18 protein-coding genes and 1 riboswitch are annotated in these 16,268 nt (G+C 65.5%); of the genes, 9 read left to right on the top strand and 9 right to left on the bottom strand.

Annotated elements, in window-relative coordinates; genetic code table 11:
• Position 1: 1 nt before the first annotated feature.
• The gene (locus C404_RS33390) at positions 2 to 511 is read right to left on the bottom strand and encodes a DUF1697 domain-containing protein (protein WP_021193040.1); all 510 of its coding nucleotides are present in this window, start codon (positions 509 to 511) and stop codon (positions 2 to 4) included.
• Between the two features lie 205 nt (positions 512 to 716).
• Between C404_RS33390 and C404_RS33385 the strand changes: the two genes are divergently transcribed.
• Positions 717 to 1,145 carry a hypothetical protein gene (locus tag C404_RS33385; RefSeq protein ID WP_021193039.1) on the top strand — a complete coding sequence of 143 codons (429 nt, stop codon included), beginning with the start codon at positions 717 to 719 and terminating at the stop codon, positions 1,143 to 1,145.
• Between the two features lie 175 nt (positions 1,146 to 1,320).
• Positions 1,321 to 2,700 carry an FAD-containing oxidoreductase gene (locus C404_RS33380; RefSeq protein WP_021193038.1) on the top strand — a complete coding sequence of 460 codons (1,380 nt, stop codon included), beginning with the start codon at positions 1,321 to 1,323 and terminating at the stop codon, positions 2,698 to 2,700.
• Positions 2,701 to 2,719: 19 nt separating this feature from the next.
• On the opposite strand, the gene C404_RS33375 is transcribed toward C404_RS33380, so the two are convergent.
• The gene (locus tag C404_RS33375) at positions 2,720 to 3,430 is read right to left on the bottom strand and encodes an SDR family NAD(P)-dependent oxidoreductase (protein WP_021193037.1); all 711 of its coding nucleotides are present in this window, start codon (positions 3,428 to 3,430) and stop codon (positions 2,720 to 2,722) included.
• Between the two features lie 191 nt (positions 3,431 to 3,621).
• On the opposite strand from C404_RS33375, the gene C404_RS33370 reads away from it, so the two are divergent.
• Positions 3,622 to 4,533, top strand: coding sequence for a LysR family transcriptional regulator (locus C404_RS33370; protein WP_021193036.1), 912 nt, complete (start codon positions 3,622 to 3,624; stop codon positions 4,531 to 4,533).
• Between the two features lie 19 nt (positions 4,534 to 4,552).
• Here C404_RS33370 and C404_RS33365 read toward each other — a convergent pair whose 3' ends face one another.
• Positions 4,553 to 5,017, bottom strand: a complete 465-nt coding sequence (locus C404_RS33365) for a RidA family protein (protein WP_021193035.1) — start codon at positions 5,015 to 5,017, stop codon at positions 4,553 to 4,555.
• Positions 5,018 to 5,159: 142 nt separating this feature from the next.
• Positions 5,160 to 5,873 (bottom strand): cytochrome c biogenesis CcdA family protein, encoded by a 714-nt coding sequence (locus C404_RS33360; protein ID WP_021193034.1) that lies wholly within the window; start codon positions 5,871 to 5,873, stop codon positions 5,160 to 5,162.
• A gap of 383 nt (positions 5,874 to 6,256) precedes the next feature.
• Between C404_RS33360 and C404_RS33355 the strand changes: the two genes are divergently transcribed.
• Positions 6,257 to 6,997 (top strand): response regulator, encoded by a 741-nt coding sequence (locus tag C404_RS33355; RefSeq protein ID WP_021193033.1) that lies wholly within the window; start codon positions 6,257 to 6,259, stop codon positions 6,995 to 6,997.
• Positions 6,994 to 8,307, top strand: coding sequence for a sensor histidine kinase (locus C404_RS33350; RefSeq protein ID WP_021193032.1), 1,314 nt, complete (start codon positions 6,994 to 6,996; stop codon positions 8,305 to 8,307). Before C404_RS33355 ends, C404_RS33350 begins: the two co-directional genes overlap by 4 nt.
• Before the next feature lie 18 nt (positions 8,308 to 8,325).
• Here the strand turns inward: C404_RS33350 and C404_RS33345 are convergent, their stop codons facing one another.
• Both C404_RS33345 and C404_RS33340 read right to left on the bottom strand, forming a co-directional pair.
• On the bottom strand, positions 8,326 to 9,408 hold the full coding sequence (locus tag C404_RS33345) for a calcium:proton antiporter (RefSeq protein ID WP_021193031.1): 1,083 nt from the start codon (positions 9,406 to 9,408) through the stop codon (positions 8,326 to 8,328).
• Between the two features lie 223 nt (positions 9,409 to 9,631).
• Positions 9,632 to 10,474: a spherulation-specific family 4 protein gene (locus C404_RS33340; RefSeq protein ID WP_021193030.1), complete on the bottom strand. Its 843-nt coding sequence runs from the start codon at positions 10,472 to 10,474 to the stop codon at positions 9,632 to 9,634.
• A 63-nt stretch (positions 10,475 to 10,537) separates the two neighbouring features.
• Positions 10,538 to 10,629, bottom strand: a riboswitch (cyclic di-GMP riboswitch).
• A gap of 268 nt (positions 10,630 to 10,897) precedes the next feature.
• Between C404_RS33340 and C404_RS33335 the strand changes: the two genes are divergently transcribed.
• The gene (locus C404_RS33335; RefSeq protein ID WP_021193029.1) at positions 10,898 to 11,872 is read left to right on the top strand and encodes a D-2-hydroxyacid dehydrogenase family protein; all 975 of its coding nucleotides are present in this window, start codon (positions 10,898 to 10,900) and stop codon (positions 11,870 to 11,872) included.
• A 415-nt stretch (positions 11,873 to 12,287) separates the two neighbouring features.
• Positions 12,288 to 12,734, top strand: a complete 447-nt coding sequence (locus tag C404_RS33330) for a GNAT family N-acetyltransferase (protein ID WP_021193028.1) — start codon at positions 12,288 to 12,290, stop codon at positions 12,732 to 12,734.
• Between the two features lie 15 nt (positions 12,735 to 12,749).
• On the opposite strand, the gene C404_RS33325 is transcribed toward C404_RS33330, so the two are convergent.
• A complete protein-coding gene (locus tag C404_RS33325; RefSeq protein ID WP_021193027.1) occupies positions 12,750 to 13,256 on the bottom strand; it encodes a DUF2938 domain-containing protein in 507 nt (168 codons plus the stop codon).
• Entirely contained in the window at positions 13,249 to 14,115 is an 867-nt protein-coding gene (locus C404_RS33320) for a class I SAM-dependent methyltransferase (RefSeq protein WP_021193026.1), read from the bottom strand. Before C404_RS33320 ends, C404_RS33325 begins: the two co-directional genes overlap by 8 nt.
• Positions 14,116 to 14,189: 74 nt before the next feature.
• On the opposite strand from C404_RS33320, the gene C404_RS33315 reads away from it, so the two are divergent.
• Both C404_RS33315 and C404_RS33310 read left to right on the top strand, forming a co-directional pair.
• Complete coding sequence (locus C404_RS33315) at positions 14,190 to 14,636, top strand: helix-turn-helix domain-containing protein (protein WP_021193025.1); 447 nt, start codon at positions 14,190 to 14,192, stop codon at positions 14,634 to 14,636.
• 54 nt (positions 14,637 to 14,690) lie between these two features.
• The gene (locus C404_RS33310) at positions 14,691 to 15,329 is read left to right on the top strand and encodes a LysE family translocator (protein WP_021193024.1); all 639 of its coding nucleotides are present in this window, start codon (positions 14,691 to 14,693) and stop codon (positions 15,327 to 15,329) included.
• A gap of 28 nt (positions 15,330 to 15,357) precedes the next feature.
• Here the strand turns inward: C404_RS33310 and C404_RS33305 are convergent, their stop codons facing one another.
• Positions 15,358 to 16,251: a LysR family transcriptional regulator gene (locus C404_RS33305; RefSeq protein WP_021193023.1), complete on the bottom strand. Its 894-nt coding sequence runs from the start codon at positions 16,249 to 16,251 to the stop codon at positions 15,358 to 15,360.
• Positions 16,252 to 16,268: the final 17 nt, after the last annotated feature.

The following is a 16,268-nucleotide window of genomic DNA, read 5'->3' as shown; positions in this document are numbered from 1 at the left end:
GCTACGCCGCCACCCACGCAACCAGCGTGGCGACGGTGTTCATATTGCGCGCCGTCCCCGTCTTGGCAGCAGGAATCTTCAGCTTGGAATGCGCCATGCCGTCGCCGTAGTACACGTAGATCTCACGTGCGCCCAGGGCGACTTCTTCCGCTTGCTGACCGCTCAGGGTTGCCAACGTATCGGCGGGCGGTGGCGCATCCAGAAAGATGGCGACCGTCCGATTGGCTGCCTGGCCTTTGAACGGATTGCCCTCCAGCACCGCCCCCAATTCCGCACCCGTGCGCACGAGCACACCCACGGGCTTGCCGGCGTAGTCCTCCAGGCAGCGCTCCAGCTTGGCCTTGACCGACGCTTCCGACAGCCGGCTCTGAAAGACCACATTGCCGCTCGCAATGTAGGTGCGCACGTTGGTCAGGCCAATGGATTCGCACATCGCCCGCAGGTCGGCCATGGGCAGCTTGCCGGTACCGCCAACATTCACGGCCCGCAGGAAGGCGACATAAGTCGTCATGGGGGAGGTTTCTCCTGAGTCTGTCGGTCAACTTAGCAACGCGAGGGGCTTGCGTACATTTTGTTACTCGTGTGACGGGAATGTATAACCCGCCACGCCGCACGCCCGGTATTCTGCGCCGCGAATTGATTGACCCAGGAGCAGCCCGCCAACGGGGGTGTGGCGCATCCTGCATTTGAGCATGTGCAAACAAGGAGAACCCAGCATGTGGAAGAAGATTGCCCCGACGTTGATCGTTGCCGCGCTCGCCGGTCTGACGGCTTTGCCGGCGGCGGCCGATGATTTGCGCAACGCGCTTGGTGGCGCACTGGGCGGCGCGGGTGGTGCAGCCGTGGGTGGTGCAATCGGCGGCCAGACGGGTTCGGTGATTGGCGGTGCGATTGGCGGTGGTGCCGGCGGCGCTTTGACGGCCAACGGCCGGGAGCGCAAGGGCGCGATTGTTGGCGGCGCACTGGGCGGTGGCGTGGGCGCTGCTGCGGGCAACGCCATGGGCGGCCGCACGGGCGGCATCGTCGGCGCGGGCCTTGGTGGCGGCGCGGGTGCGGCGCTGGGCGGCAACGTGCAGCGCAACTCATACTCCGACCACGACGATCATGGCCGCCGTCGCCACGGCAAGCATCACCATCACCACTGATGGGATGTCCACCCGGGGGGCTTGCACTCCCGGGTGCCCAGATTTTCCTGCCTTCCATCCGCCGTTCTGGCTGGTGGCACCCCTTCCCAAGACATATCGCTGACGCCGGGTCGCCGTTGACGCCTGTGCGGTCTACCATACCGTGGCAATCGATGCCGCCACGCAGGAGACCGCCATGACGCAACGCTTCGACGCCATCATCATCGGTACCGGGCAAGCTGGCCCGGCGCTGGCCGCGCGGTTGTCCGGCGCCGGCATGCAGGTTGCCATCATCGAGCGCGGGCGTTTTGGCGGCACATGCGTCAACACCGGCTGCATTCCCACCAAGACACTGGTGGCCAGCGCATATGCCGCGCGCCTCGCGCAGCGGGCTGGCGAGTACGGCGTGATGATCGATGGGCCGGTCAACGTCGACATGGCGCGTGTGAAGGCGCGCAAGGACGAAATTTCCGGGCGCTCCAGCCACGGCGTGGAGCAGTGGGTCCGCGGCCTGGAGCACTGCACCGTCTTCCAGGGGCATGCTCGCTTTGAGAGCGCGCAAACCGTGCGCGTCGGCAACGATCTGCTCGAGGCCGAACGCATCTTCATCAACGTTGGCGGGCGCGCGCTGATCCCCCCGATGCCGGGGCTCGACCAGGTGCCCTACCTGACCAACGCCACCATGATGGACGTGGACTTCCTGCCCGAGCACCTGATCGTGATCGGTGGCAGTTACGTGGGGCTGGAGTTCGGCCAGATGTACCGGCGCTTCGGCGCGCGTGTGACGATCGTGGAGAAAGGTCCGCGCCTGATCGCCCGTGAAGACGAAGACGTGTCGCAGGCGGTGCGCGAGATTCTGGAAGCCGAGGGCATCGACGTGCAACTGGCCGCCACCTGCCTGAGCGTGCGCGGCGAAGCAGGCAACGTGGTGGTTGGGCTGGATTGCACGGGCGGCGCGCGTGAAGTGTCGGGCTCGCATCTGCTGCTGGCCGTGGGGCGCGTGCCCAATACCGATGATCTTGGCCTGGACAAGGCAGGCGTCGAAACCGATGCACGCGGATATATCCGCGTCGACGAGCAACTACGCACCAACGTCTCCGGCATCTGGGCCCTGGGCGATTGCAACGGGCGCGGCGCCTTCACGCATACGTCCTACAACGACTACGAGATCGTCGCGGCCAATCTGCTGGACGACGATCCGCGCAGGGTGTCGGACCGCATCCAGGCGTACGCCATGTACATCGACCCACCGCTTGGTCGCGTTGGCATGACGCTGACCGAGGCCAAGCAATCGGGCCGCAAGCTGCTGGTCGGCAACCGCCCCATGACGCGCGTCGGGCGTGCGGTGGAGAAGGGAGAAAGCCAAGGCTTCATGCGGGTGGTGGTTGATGCGCAGAGCCACGAGATTCTCGGCGCGGCGATCCTGGGCGTGACCGGCGACGAGGTCGTGCATGCATTGCTCGACGTGATGTACGCCAAGGCGCCGTACACCACCATCAGCCGTGCCATGCACATCCACCCGACCGTGTCGGAACTGGTGCCGACACTGCTGCAGGAGATGCAGCCGGTGGTATAGCAACCGGCCGCAGGCGGGCTCAATGCCCAGCGCTCTGGCCGCCATCCACGTGCAGGATCTCGCCTGTCACAAAGGGGGCGGACTCCAGAAACTGTACAGCCTGTGCGATATCGCGCATCTCGCCCATGTGGCCAACCGGATGCAGCGCGCCAAGAAAGTCGTGCGTTTCCGGTGCGTGCATTGGCGACTTGATGACGCCCGGCGACACCGCATTCACGCGGATACCGCGCTTCGCATATTCAATCGCCAGCGACTTCGTCGCCGCGTTCAAACCGCCCTTGGTGAGCGAGGCAAGCACCGACGGCACACCGCTGATGGCATGGTCCGTCAGGGTGGTCGTGATGCTGACCACGTGGCCGCCGCCGTTCTTCTCCATCTCGGCAATGGCGAGCTGCGTGATGTGGAAGAAGCCGGTCAGGTTCACGCCAATGTTGGCTGCGTAGTCTTCCGCCGTATAGCTGGTGAAGGGCTTGGCCATGAAGATGCCGGCGTTGTTGACGAGCGTGTCGATGCGGCCGAATTTCGCCACACCCTCGGCAATCACGCGGCGTGCCGTTGCCGGGTCGGCAATGTCACCGGCAACGGCCAGGATGCCAGCGTCATCCACCGGCTTGATGCTGCGCGCCGTTGCCACCACGCGGTAGCCGCGTTCGCGATACGACTTGACCAGTTCTGCGCCGATGCCTTGCGATGCGCCGGTGATGACGGCGACTTTTTGAGTGGTGCTCATTTGGGAACCTCATGTTTGGTGGATGGCTGTGAAGCCGGTCGATCCGACGGGATCGATTGAGGTCCAATGTAGGCCGCAGGCTTGTGCTGAAGAATGCCCATCGCGCACAAACACTTATGCGCAGCGGGAACAAATGCGATGCATCACATCCCGCACTATGATGGGGCCTTTGCATTGATGCGGTAGGCGCCATGACGCGACAGTTCGATGATCTCCAGCTCGGCAGCATCGAGCTGTTTTGCCTGGCGGCAGAGCTTGGCAGTTTTACGGCCGCCGCAGTCGCTGCAGGCGTGACACCGCCGGCGGTCAGCCGCACCGTGTTCCGGTTGGAGGAGCGATTGGGTGTGCGCCTGTTCGTGCGCACCACGCGGCAGATCCGGTTGACTGAAGAGGGCCGGATCTACTTCGAGCAGAGCCGCCGCGCATTGGCGCAATTGGTGGAAGCGGAACGGCAGATCAGCGGCCAGCGCGCAGCGCCCTCGGGCTTACTGCGCATCAGCCTGCCGACGCCCTATGCGCACTATCGCGTGCTGCCCATCCTGCCCGCGTTCCGGGCGCAATACCCGGATGTCGAAGTCGACGTGCACATCAGCAACCGCAATGTCGATTTTGCGGACGACACGTATGACCTGTCCGTGCGCGGGCGCGCACCGGATGACTCCAACCTCATCGCCCGCAAGCTGGAAGATGCCGAGATGGTGGTGGTGGCCGCGCCCGACTATCTACGTCGCGCCGGCACGCCACGCACGCCGGAAAACCTGCAGCAGCACGAATGCATTCAGTTCGATGTGCCCAGCAGCGGCCGCAAGCTGCCGTGGGTGTTCCAAGTGAATGGCGAAGAGACGAATCTGCTGACGTCGGGTACCTATGGCACATCGGAAGACGCGCTCGGCGGCGCCACGTTGGCGCGCGCCGGGGCAGGCTTGTTTCAGACGTACCGCTTCGTGGTCGAGCAGGATTTGCGCGACGGCACGCTGGTCGAGGTGTTGCAGGACTACGGCGGCAGTACGCGGCCGTTCGTCCTGCTCTATCCGTCGGCCCGGCACGTGACGCGCCGGGTGCGGGTGTTCGTCGACTTCCTGGTGGAGAAGTGCTCCCCCTGAGTGGGCAGGGACAGGGCAATCAGGCGGGTTTGATCTGTGCGATCACCAGCAGGATGACGGCAGCATTGGCCGGCTGCTGGAAGTGCGAGATCACCATGCGCGCATGCCCGGCCTTCTCGGCTAGCACATCCGCGAAGAAGTCCGATGCGCCATCCACCACCGCAGGCTGCTGCAGCCAGCCGGGTGCACTGGTGACATGTCCCTCGACACGGACAATGTGATCCAACCGCTCGAAGCTACCCAGATGCGCGTGGATCTGCGCGAGCACGTTGAGTGCGGCAAGTTCTGCGGCACGCTGGCCATCTTCCAGGGTCAGGTCCTTGCCGACCTGGCCTTGCCAGACCACCTTGCCGTTGGCCAGCGGCAACTGCCCTGACACGAACAGTAGATCGCCCGCCTGACTGACAGCGGTATAGCTGCCCAGCGGCTGCGGGGGAGGGGGCAGCACGAGGCCGCGTGCGGCAAGGCGTTCTTCGATGGTCATGGCGGCTCCAGGTTTCAAGCGGTTGTGAGGATGGAACCGACTCTAGGCGCGGCCGCCGCCCGGATGAAGGTACGGGCGGGAACAGGACTCAATACATCAAGGAACAAATCCCCCGGCGGCCGTTTCAGGCGCGACGCATGCTTCACACCCCCAGGTGAATCGACGGAAGCACCGTACTCAACCGCGCCACCACCAGCGTGTCGACCTGGAAAAGCATCGCCACGGCGGTAACAACGACGGCAGCGCCAAACACTTGCTGCAGGCGCTGCGCATACCGTGACACCTTGCGGACTTGCGCGGTGACATAGCGGCCGCCATAGGCGATGACGAGCAACGGAATCGCGGCACCCGCAGAGAACAGCGCCAGCAGCACCCCGGCGCGGCCCAGGTCCTGTGCCTTGGCCACCAGCGCCAGAATGGCGGCCAGCGTGGGGCCGGCACATGGCGTCCAGACCACGCCCAGCGTCATGCCCAGCACGAACCCGCCCGCCAGGCCCGTGCCGGTGCCAGATGTGATACCTGCGGCCACCCCCGCAAAGCGATCGATGATGCCGCCCAGTGGTGCCACAAGCCGCTCGAACGCGCTGGGCCACAGACGGGCCAGCCCTGACAGCAGCAGAATCACAATCGCCACGGTGCGCACGGCGTCCTGCGCCCAGGCAAGCGAGCTGGAGAGCGCGCCAAATGCCACGCCCAGCGCAGAAAACGCGAGCACGAAGCCCAATGCAATCGCTACCGGGCGCAGCGCGCTGGACTCGTCGCTGGACGCACTCAGCACCATGGGCAGCACCGGCAGCACGCACGGCGATGCAATCGTCAATACGCCGGCCAGTGCGGCAAGAATGAGGTCAATCATCGGGCGTCTCCTGGTTGATCCGATGACTGCATTGCATGCCCCGCACGTATCGCCGCTGTTTCCGCAGGCCTGCGCAAGTGCAATGTTTCTTGTTCAAGAGCCCGCCAGATACAGAGCGATACAAAAGGCCCCCACATGGTCCCCCAGCCGCCGCACAATGCGTCCATCGCCTGCCGTCGGTGTTACGGTGCGACTGCTGAAAGGATGCGTGCCATGAGGGGTCTGCTGCTGCTTGCCACCATGATGTTTTCTGCGTTGACCTGTGAACTGGGCGGTGCGGGCGTGTGCCGCTGGGCGGCGCCCGGGCCGGCCAGCACGTCTGACCGGCGCCGGCACGCCACCCCCCTTCCTACGCCACGTTCCACCCCCATCGAGCGCAAACCATGAGCCAGCCCGATCACATCCTCATCGTTGATGACGACCGCGAGATCCGCGAGTTGGTGGGCACCTACCTGGAACGCAACGAGATGCGCGTGACGCTGGTGGCCAATGGGCGCGAGATGCGCGCCGCGCTCGACAAGGGCTCGGTCGACCTCATCGTGCTCGACCTCATGCTGCCCGGTGAAGATGGCCTGGCCCTGTGCCGTGATCTGCGTGCCGGCCCGCGCAAGAACCTGCCGATCCTCATGCTGACTGCCCGCAACGAAGAGGCCGACCGCATTCTCGGCCTGGAGATGGGCGCCGACGACTACCTCGTGAAGCCGTTTGCCGCGCGTGAGCTGCTGGCCCGCGTGCGTTCCGTGCTGCGCCGCACGCGCATGCTGCCGCCCAACCTGCAGATCACCGAGGCGGCTACGCTGCTGGCCTTTGGCGACTGGCGGCTCGATACCACGGCGCGGCACCTGCTGGATGCCCAGGACGTGGTCGTTGCCCTGAGCGGTGCGGAATACAAGCTGCTGCGCGTGTTTCTCGACCACCCGCAGCGCGTGCTCAGCCGTGACCAGCTGCTCAACCTCACGCAAGGCCGTGATGCCGAATTGTTCGAGCGCTCCATCGACCTGATGGTGAGCCGCCTGCGGCAACGCCTGGGCGACGACGCGCGCGAGCCCAAGTACATCAAGACCGTGCGCAATGGCGGTTATGTGTTTGCCTCGACGGTGGAGATTCGCGAGGAGCGCGCATGACTGCGTTGCGTACCCTGCGTCTATGGCCGCGCACGTTGTTTGCGCGCCTGATGGTCATCCTGCTGGTGGGGTTGGCGCTGGCGCAGGGGCTGGCCTTCAGCCTTGTGCTGCACGAGCGCGCCGATGCGGCAGACCGGCTGATGCTCGGCAACCTGGAAACCGACGTCGCCAGTTCCGTCGCCATGCTCGACATGCTGCCCGCAGCCAAGCGCGCGCTTTGGGCCGACCGGCTGAGCCGACGCACCTATCGCTACGAACTCGACGCCGGCATTCGCAGCGATATGCCGCCGCGCGATGCCCTGTCCCGCGAGGCGGCGGCCACCATCGGTCGCGCGCTGGAGGGGCGGTACAACGTTACCGCCAACGCAGTGCCCGGCGGCGGCAATCAGTACCAGGTGCACCTGACACTCAGTGACGGCAGCCCGCTCACCATCGACGTGCATCCGAATCCCATGGGGCTGTCGACCTGGCTGCCGGTGCTGCTGGTTGTGCAGCTCGTCTTGCTGGGCGGATGCGCGTGGCTGGCCGTGCGCCTGGTCACCCGTCCGCTCAAGCAGTTGGCCACCGCCGCAGAAAGCCTCGGCCCCGATCTCAAGAGCGAGGTGATTCCCGAACACGGCCCTGTGGAGGTAGCGCACGCAGCGGCGGCCTTCAACGCCATGCAGCAGCGCATTGCTGGCTATCTGGCCGAGCGCGTGCAGATCCTGGCGGCGATCTCGCATGACCTGCAGACGCCCATCACCCGCATGCGCCTGCGGCTGGATCTGATGGACCCTTCTGAAACGCAGGAGCGGCTGGTGCAGGATCTGCGCGCGATGGAGCATCTCGTGCGCGAAGGCGTGACCTACGCCCGCACGCTGCACGGCAGTGCAGAGGCCCCCGCCCGTGTGGACATCGACGCGTTGCTCGACAGCCTGAGCTACGACTACCGGGACGGCGGCACGCCCATCATGGTGGAAGGCAAGGTTGGGGCGCCCGTTGAGACCCGACCGCAGGCGCTGCGGCGCATCCTGACCAACCTGATCGACAACGCCATCAAGTTTGGCGGCGATGCGGAAGTGATGGTATCGCGCGAGTCCGGCAACCTGGCCATCGTGGTGATGGACCGTGGCCCCGGCATTCCCGAGGCGGAACTGGAGCGGGTGATGCAGCCGTTCCACCGGCTGGAGACGTCACGCAACCGGGGGACGGGCGGTACGGGTCTGGGCTTGGCGATTGCGCAGCAGTTGGCGCAGGCCATGGGTGGACGTCTGGCGCTGGCCAACCGTCAAGGGGGCGGGCTGCAGGCAACGCTGACGTTGCCTGCGTGAGTGATGATCGTGCCGCCGTCAGGGCACGATCGAGAGGAACAGGTAGGCAGCAAAGATTGCAAGGTGAACCACACCCTGCAGGATCGTCGTGCGGCCCTTGCCCAGCGTGAGCGCTGACACGATCAGGGTCAGGAACAGCAAGACCATCTCTTTCGGCCCCAGGCCCAGTTCCAGCGGCCGGCCGATCCAGATGAACACGGCGGCTACCGTGGGGATGGTCAGCCCGATACTCGCCAGTGCCGAGCCCAGCGCGAGGTTCAGGCTGGTCTGGATGCGGTCGGCGTTGGCGGCGCGTGCGGCAGCCAGCCCTTCGGGCAGCAGCACCAGGGCGGCAATGACGATCCCCACCGTTGCCGCCGGTGCGCCCGCGTTCAGAATGGCCGCTTCAACGAAGGGGGACAGCACCTTGGCCAAGCCCACCACCGCCACCAGGGACACCATCAGCAGTACGGCGCTGGCCACGGCCACACGGGTCGGCGGGGGTGGGGCGTGCACGTCTTCGTCTGAGCTGTCGACCAGGAAGTAATCGCGGTGGCGGATGGTCTGCACGATCACGAAGCAGCCGTACAGCACCAGCGATGTCACACCGGCAAAGCCGAGCTGCGAAGAGGTCAGGACCGGGCCAGGCGTGGAGCTGGTGTAGTTGGGCAGCACCATGGTCAACGTGACCAGCGCGGCCAATACGGCCAGCGCAGCGTTGGCGCCCGGCGCCTGGAAGGCTTGCTCGCGGTGCCGCAGGCCGCCTACGAACAGGCACAGGCCGACGATGCCGTTACAGATGATCATGACCGCCGCGAATACCGTATCGCGCGCCAACCCGGCTTTCTCGGGCCCGGATGACAGCATGACCGACACGATCAGCGCCACCTCGATCACGGTCACGGCAATGGCCAGCACCAGGGTGCCGAACGGTTCGCCCACCTTGTGCGCGACTACTTCGGCATGGTGCACGGCGGCAAAGACGGCACCGGCCAGTGCCAGTGCCATCAGCGCGATCAACCAGCCGGGGGGTGTCATGAGCGTGCCAACCACCAGCACCACCCACGCGAGTATCGGGGCGGCGATGGTCCAATGCGGCAGCTTGTTGGAGGTGACGGCCATGGAGGGTTCCTTGTTGTTGTCTCAACGCCAGTGGGCGGCGAAGGGCGCGGATTCGGGGTGCCCCAAATATATAGCATGCGCCGCTACCGACCGGTCATCGCCTGTCACTGTCTGTGACGGCACGGCGCCGCCTTCTCCCGCGCGCTGGCCGTCAGGGCACGCGCCGTGGGGTGGTCAGCCCTGACGCGCCAGCACAACTGCCGGGCGCGTCAACCTGCCAGGATCACTTTGCAGCGGCCGCAGCCGAGACTTCCTGGCTCCAGTAGCTTGGTAGTGCGCCATACGGGTTCGGTAGCGTCTTGGACGTGAAATACACGCTGCCTACATCCTTGGCAGACGCGCCGCGCATGAAGGTCTGCATTTGCGTGGCCGATGCGGCGTACACGATATGCGCGAAGCGGCTGGCCGGGTAGTTGGCCTGCCAGGCCAGCGGCGCGTACTTGGTGTAGTGGTGCGCGCTGTCTTCAAACGTGACGATCTGGTCCGCCACCGGCAGGCTGGCGTAGATTTCCGGCACGTTGGTGCCCGGGTTGCCAACGACCGTGTACGCGGGGGACAGACCCTTGATGTAGTTGTAGACCGATTGGTAGAACTGCACGTGTGCGGTCACGCTGTCGGCAGTCATCTCGTCGATGAAGAAGCCGTCGACCTGGTACAGCGCCAGGTAGGTGTGGATGTCCTGCACCACGGCCGACAACGCCCGCTTTGCATAGGAAGTCGACACGTAGCCGATCACCTTGCCGCCCGCGGCGTGCACCTTTGCCACCGCGGCAACGTAATTCGGGTCTTGCGTGGTGTCCGGGCCGCTATTGGGATTGAGGATGACGATGGTCGGTACCGACCGCGCCGTGTTGGCGAGCGTGTTCCACTGCGTTGCACCGCTGCCGGATGGGTAGATGTAGGCCGGTACCAGCAGGCCCTCTGCCCTGGCGTGCGATGCGCCTGCCAGTGCGCATGCCGCAAAGGCAACGGCTGATCCGAAGACCCGCGCCGAACGTGCTACCAAACGCGCCACGATACGCGTGGCGAATGCGGGCGTGCGCCCCCCCGTGACTGTCTTTTTCATTGTGTGCCTCCTAACGGCGCAGAAATCTGCGTCCGTCAATTGGCCCGCCGCCATTGCGGGTCGGCGGGCAACTGGCTGACTTCCTGGCGGTTCACCGTCTGGAAGTCCCTATAGCTTTGCGTCGCCGGATCACTCCGGTTTTGCCAAAGTTCTGGGCGCTCGCCCATTGGCTGAAAACTCTACCGGGGCGCCGTGCCGCCGGCAAATACAGATTGCGCAAATGCGCTGGGATTGCCGGAGAGCGTTGTCGGAAACCGACGCAGCGCGCGCTTACGCGAAACAGAGCATTGACGCCGTGCGTGGATTCATAGATTTCGTGCATCAACCGGCGCCTCGAATTCATTTCACAGCGGGGGAGGCGCGGCGCAAGATTCCCGAGAACGTTTTCCGTTGCCCGCTTTTGCCACGTCTCCTGCGCCCGCGATGCACATCACCATCCTCGACGACTGGTTCGATACCCTCCGCCGGCTGCCTTGCTATGCCCTGCTAGAAGGTCACGAGGTGACCGTCTGGACGGATCACGTGGAGGACACCGATGTGCTTGCACAACGGTTGGCCGACACCGACGCCCTGGTCCTGATTCGCGAGCGCACGACCATCCGCCGTGAGTTGATTGCGCGTTTGCCCAGGCTCTGCCTCATCAGCCAGCGCAGCGTCTACCCGCATATCGATATCAACGCCTGTACCGAGCACGGTGTGCTTGTCTGCTCAGACCTGCATGCCGGCACGCCGTCGTATGCGGCGGCCGAGCTGACCTGGGCGCTGGTGCTGGCCGCCATGCGGCAGTTGCCGCAGCAGGTGGAGTCGATGCGGCAGGGGCGCTGGCAGTGTGGTGTCGGTCATACCTTGCGTGGCAAGACGTTCGGCATTTTTGGCTATGGGCGCATCGGCCGGGAGGTGGCAGGGTATGCGCGCGCCTTCGGGATGCGCGTGCTGGTCTGGGCGCGCCCGGAATCGTTGGAGCGTGCGCGTCAGGATGGCTACGAGACGGCCGCTTCGAAGGGCGAGTTCTTCTCGGCCTGTGATGTTGTCTCGCTGCACATGCGGCTGGTGGACGCCACCCGCAATATCGTGACTGCCGCGGATCTGGCAGCCATGAAGCGCGGGTCTCTGCTGGTCAATACCAGCCGTGCCGGTCTGATTGAACCCAACGCCCTGGTGCCCGCACTCCAGGCTGGCCGCCCCGGCATGGCGGCGCTCGATGTCTTCGAGCAGGAGCCGCTGACCGACACCACGCATCCGCTGCTGACAATGCCCAACGTCGTGTGCACACCGCACATCGGCTATGTCACCTACGAAGAGTGGGACTTGCAGTTCACCGACGTCTTCCGGCAGATCCTCGCGTACGAGGCCGGCGCCCCGGTGAACATGATCAATCCGCAGGTGCTGACGCGCTAACGTGCGGGCGCAATGCGGGTCATGACGGGCAGGTCAAGGGGGCTCGATGCATGGTGGAAGTTCCAGCGGCGTGATGTTGTTGCTGCAATGCTATCCAGATGGTGGACGGGATTGCCCTGATTGCCTGGGGCCGCGTTCCCGGAACCCGCCTGCCAAGCCAGCAAGAACGCGTTTGCGTGACGCGTGCGGGCAACCCGGCTGATGCGCCGGGACCGATCGATGTCCGTAGACGGCGCACGGGTTTCTTTTTTCCTGCCGGGTCTGGATGCTAGTCTGGACGCGCACCTATTCGACGGTGGCCTCATACCCCAGAAGGCTTGAAGAAGGGCGCGGCAAAACAGTTTGCCGCATGACGATAGAAGCGCGCCGCAGGTAGTGCATTGCCGGCGAGCGCGCTCCCGGAGACCACGTCCACATGCAGACCGACGACATTCATCTGCGCCAGGCTTCGCTCGATGATTGGAGCGATGTCGCCGCGCTCCTCAGGCGCTGCGGGCTGCCCGCAGAAGACACCCAGGGCAGCATCGACGCCTTTCACGTGGCCCTGGACAAGGGCCGCATCATCGGCTGCGTGGCGGGAGAGCAAGGCGGCCGCGCCATCGTGGTCCGCTCGGCGGCGGTCGACCCCATCTACCGGGACCGCGGTATCGCCAGCCGGCTGATCGAGACGCTGCTGCTACGCGCACGCGGTACCGGCGCCCGTGAAGCGTATCTCCTGTCGACGACTGCGCCGTCTTACTTCGCACGCTGGGGTTTCTCGCTGTTTCCGGCGGAAAAGGTGCCGGCAGAAGTGCGCGCGTCGATGGTCTTCCGCAGTGCGGAGCGCACTAAGGCGTTGTGCATGCGGTGTGACTTGCGATAGCGCGGGATCGGGTGGTTAGCAGACACGCATCGCCACGCTGATCACCAACGCCGTCGCATACAACCCCAGACCGAACACCGTGTGCGTCACCACGCTATGCAGCCGCGCCGCCGCAGGGCGTGGCGTGCGGCTGGCAGCAATGCCGGCACCCATGGCAGGCTGCATCACGAAGAAGGGCGCCGCCACGCTGCCGATACCGACGATGAGCGCAGGGCCGATCGTTGGATGACACGCCCAGTCGAGCCCCCAACCCGCCAGCAGCACGCCCGCGAAGGCGATGCCGATGATGTAGTGCGCCGTCCAGCCGATCACGTGTTCGCCCGCGATGGGCGCTGAATCGCTGATGGGATGGTGTCGGACACGCCCCCGGAACAGATGGCCAAGCCAACGCCCGACCAGGCGATAGTCCAACGGCGGCACACCAAGCAGTCGTTGCCGGATGATGGCCCAGATGTCCATGACGACCGTGGCTCCGGTGCCGATCAGCAGCGCGCAGAGCAGTGTGCGTGTGGTCTCAGTCATGTGCCGCCTCCACTCGCGTGGCGCGCGCACGGGCGATCCAGCACGCAGCAGTGAAGCGGACTTCTGTGCCGTGCACATAAGGCTCGAACGCCGTGCGCATTGCATCGATGACACGCGTACGCGTCTGCGAGTCGGCCTCTTGCAGGGCCAGCCCGACAGGGCCGAGCCGGCTGAGGTAAGGCACCAGTTCTCGCTCGGGCAGGGTGCATGCAACGTCGACAGGCTGGATGTCGATATCGGTCCAGCCGCTGGCGGCCAGGGTGCAGGTCACCCGGCTGCGGTCCGCAAAGGCGAACTGCCCAGGTGCGCCGGGTTTGCGCGGTGGCAGGTTTGGCAGCAGTGGCGCTGCCGCACGTTCTGCCGCGGTCATGAACGGGTTGTCGGCGGGGCCGCGCCACGCAATGAAACAGAGCGCTGCGCCATCGCGTGCGGCACCCCGCAGGTTGGTGAAGGCCGCGACCGGATCGTCGAAGAACATCACGCCCAGGCGCGAGACGATCATGTCGAAGGCGGCAGGTTGGAAGGCATAGGTCTGTGCGTCGGCACAAACGAAGCGCGCGGGTGTCGTTTCGCGTTGGGCGCGCTCGCGGGCGGTCTGCAGCATGGGCGCTGAGATGTCGATACCGAGGCAGCTACCGTTGGCACCAAGCTGGCGCGCAATGGCGAGCGTCGTGCTGCCGGTGCCGCAGCCGACATCGAGCACGTGCTGCGCCCGCTGGGTGCTCACCGCTTCAACAAGCTGGTCTTCAAGCGGCTGGAACATCTGGTCGAGCGCCGTCTGGCTGGCAACCCAGGCGTGTCCGGCGTGGCCGTTCCAGAGGGCGGCCTGGTTGACGTCGGTTGGGGGCGTGGTCTTCATGATGGGTGTCCTGTGCGCGCTCTCCAGGCGCGAGGACTACACTGTGCAAGTTCAAGTCAACTTGAGGTCAAGCGGTGAGCGCACTGGACATTGCCGAGGTGACGCAGCACGCGGGTGTGCCCGCATCAACGCTGCGGTATTACGAAGAAAAAGGGCTGATTGTGTCGACCGGCCGACGCGGGCTGCGACGCCAGTACCGCGCCGATGTACTGGAGCGCCTGGCGCTGATTGCGCTGGGGCGTGCGGCTGGCTTTTCGCTGGACGAGATCGCCCACATGTTCGCGCCCGGCGGGCAGTTACAGGTCGACCGGCCGATGCTGGCCGCCAAGGCCGACGAGCTGGACCGGACGATCCGCCGGCTCACTGCCATGCGCGACGGCTTGCGGCACGCAGCGGTCTGCCCTGCGCCAAGCCACATGGAATGCCCGACGTTCCAGCGGATCGTGCGGGCGGCCACGTCGGGCGCAATCGCACCGACCGCAACCCCTGGGCCGCTTACCCGGCGCCAGCGGGCGCGCTAGCGGCATGCGAGAATTCGGCACCCCAAGTTGCGCATGACCAACCAGGAGACCCCGATGACCGCCTCTGCTGCTGTATGCGCCATTCTTGTTGCGCTGCTGCTTGGGGCGATGATCCCGGGGCCGAGCTTTGTGCTGGTGGCGCGCAACGCCATCGGGTTGTCGCGTCGCGATGGCCTGGCCACTGCGCTGGGGATGGGCGCGGGTGCGCTCTTCTTTGGCGGTCTGGCGCTGGCCGGGCTCTACACGTTGCTGCAAGCTGTCGAGTGGCTCTATATCGGCCTGAAGATGGCCGGTGGCGCTTACCTGACCTATATGGCGTGGAAGATCTGGCGCGGCGCCAAGCATCCCATCGCCATGGACGAGCGCGTAGCACCGCAGGCCGGCAGCGCGCGCAAGTCGTTCTGGACGGGCATCACCACGCAGATGAGCAACCCCAAGACGGCGATCTGGTACGGCAGTATCTTTGCCGCACTGCTGCCGCAGCATCCGCCGGTGTGGTGCTATTTCGTATTGCCGCCGCTGGTGTTCCTGGTGGAATTCGGCTGGTACACGATCGTCGCACTGTGCTTTTCGAGCCGCGTGCCGCGCGAGATGTATCTGCGCGCCAAGGCCTGGGTAGACCGCGTGGCCGCCGTTGCGATTGCCGCGCTTGGGCTGCGCCTGATCCTGACGGCGCCGAAGGTCGGGCTGTAACGCCTCGGCTGAGAGACCCCGGGGCGGATTACACCGACCTGGCCACGGTCTCCCGCAGCCACTGATGCGCCGGGTCTCGATGCACCCGTTCGTGCCACAGCATCGACATCTCATACCCGGGCACTTCCACCGGTGGCTCGACCACCTGTAGCGCGCTGGCGCCGCGCACCAGCCGCTCGGGCAGCATCGCCACCATGTCGGTGCTGGCCACCGCCGTCATCACAAACAGGAAGTGCGGCACCGACAGCACCACGCGTCGCGTGGCACCGGCAGCCTTGAGCGCTTCGTCCGTCACGCCGAAGAACCCGCCGCCATCAGGCGACACGATCACATGGTCGAGCGCGCAGAACTGCGCCAATGTCGGCTTGCGCTTGAGGCGCGGGTGCCCGGCTCGGCTGACCAAGACATAACGCTCGGTGAACAACGCGCGGCGGCGCAGGCCGGGTGGCGCGCCGTCGGTGGTGTGGAAGGCGAGGTCGATCTCGCCGTGCTCGGCCTGCTTTTCAATGCGCGGTGGCACCAGTTCGAGAATGGCCAGCCGTGTGCCCGGTGCAGCGTCGCGCAGGGTGTTGAGCGCTGGCAGCACGATGGTCGATTCACCGTAGTCGGTAGCGGCCACGCGCCAGGTGTTGGTGGCGTGCGCCGGATCAAACGGGCTGGCGGGCGCAACGGCCTGCTCCAACGCCTCCAGTGCTTGCCGCAGTGGTTCGCGCAGTGCCTCTGCGCGAGCGGTCGGGCGCATGCCGCGCGGGCCGGGCAGCAGCAACGGGTCTCCCAAGATGTCGCGCAGCTTGGCCAGATGCACGCTCACGGAGGGCTGCGAGAAGTTCAGCCGTTCTGCCGCGCGCGTGACGTTGTGCTCGGTCAGCAGTACGTCCAACGTCACCAGAAGATTGAGGTCCAGCCGTCTGAGATTATTCATGACTATGCCTGGAATAT

The organism is Ralstonia sp. AU12-08, assembly GCF_000442475.1.
In the GTDB taxonomy this organism is placed as follows: domain Bacteria; phylum Pseudomonadota; class Gammaproteobacteria; order Burkholderiales; family Burkholderiaceae; genus Ralstonia; species Ralstonia insidiosa.
Note: the sequence above shows the minus strand (reverse complement) of the source record. Positions and strands in the feature narration are given on the sequence as shown.

What these genes read in the sequence shown, in the direction of transcription:
- C404_RS33390 (WP_021193040.1), bottom strand. Translation starts at nt 511, where the DNA reads ATGACGACTTATGTCGCCTTCCTGCGGGCCGTGAATGTTGGCGGTACC.
- C404_RS33385 (WP_021193039.1), top strand. Translation starts at nt 717, where the DNA reads ATGTGGAAGAAGATTGCCCCGACGTTGATCGTTGCCGCGCTCGCCGGT.
- C404_RS33380 (WP_021193038.1), top strand. Translation starts at nt 1,321, where the DNA reads ATGACGCAACGCTTCGACGCCATCATCATCGGTACCGGGCAAGCTGGC.
- C404_RS33375 (WP_021193037.1), bottom strand. Translation starts at nt 3,430, where the DNA reads ATGAGCACCACTCAAAAAGTCGCCGTCATCACCGGCGCATCGCAAGGC.
- C404_RS33370 (WP_021193036.1), top strand. Translation starts at nt 3,622, where the DNA reads ATGACGCGACAGTTCGATGATCTCCAGCTCGGCAGCATCGAGCTGTTT.
- C404_RS33365 (WP_021193035.1), bottom strand. Translation starts at nt 5,017, where the DNA reads ATGACCATCGAAGAACGCCTTGCCGCACGCGGCCTCGTGCTGCCCCCT.
- C404_RS33360 (WP_021193034.1), bottom strand. Translation starts at nt 5,873, where the DNA reads ATGATTGACCTCATTCTTGCCGCACTGGCCGGCGTATTGACGATTGCA.
- C404_RS33355 (WP_021193033.1), top strand. Translation starts at nt 6,257, where the DNA reads ATGAGCCAGCCCGATCACATCCTCATCGTTGATGACGACCGCGAGATC.
- C404_RS33350 (WP_021193032.1), top strand. Translation starts at nt 6,994, where the DNA reads ATGACTGCGTTGCGTACCCTGCGTCTATGGCCGCGCACGTTGTTTGCG.
- C404_RS33345 (WP_021193031.1), bottom strand. Translation starts at nt 9,408, where the DNA reads ATGGCCGTCACCTCCAACAAGCTGCCGCATTGGACCATCGCCGCCCCG.
- C404_RS33340 (WP_021193030.1), bottom strand. Translation starts at nt 10,474, where the DNA reads ATGAAAAAGACAGTCACGGGGGGGCGCACGCCCGCATTCGCCACGCGT.
- C404_RS33335 (WP_021193029.1), top strand. Translation starts at nt 10,898, where the DNA reads ATGCACATCACCATCCTCGACGACTGGTTCGATACCCTCCGCCGGCTG.
- C404_RS33330 (WP_021193028.1), top strand. Translation starts at nt 12,288, where the DNA reads ATGCAGACCGACGACATTCATCTGCGCCAGGCTTCGCTCGATGATTGG.
- C404_RS33325 (WP_021193027.1), bottom strand. Translation starts at nt 13,256, where the DNA reads ATGACTGAGACCACACGCACACTGCTCTGCGCGCTGCTGATCGGCACC.
- C404_RS33320 (WP_021193026.1), bottom strand. Translation starts at nt 14,115, where the DNA reads ATGAAGACCACGCCCCCAACCGACGTCAACCAGGCCGCCCTCTGGAAC.
- C404_RS33310 (WP_021193024.1), top strand. Translation starts at nt 14,691, where the DNA reads ATGACCGCCTCTGCTGCTGTATGCGCCATTCTTGTTGCGCTGCTGCTT.
- C404_RS33305 (WP_021193023.1), bottom strand. Translation starts at nt 16,251, where the DNA reads ATGAATAATCTCAGACGGCTGGACCTCAATCTTCTGGTGACGTTGGAC.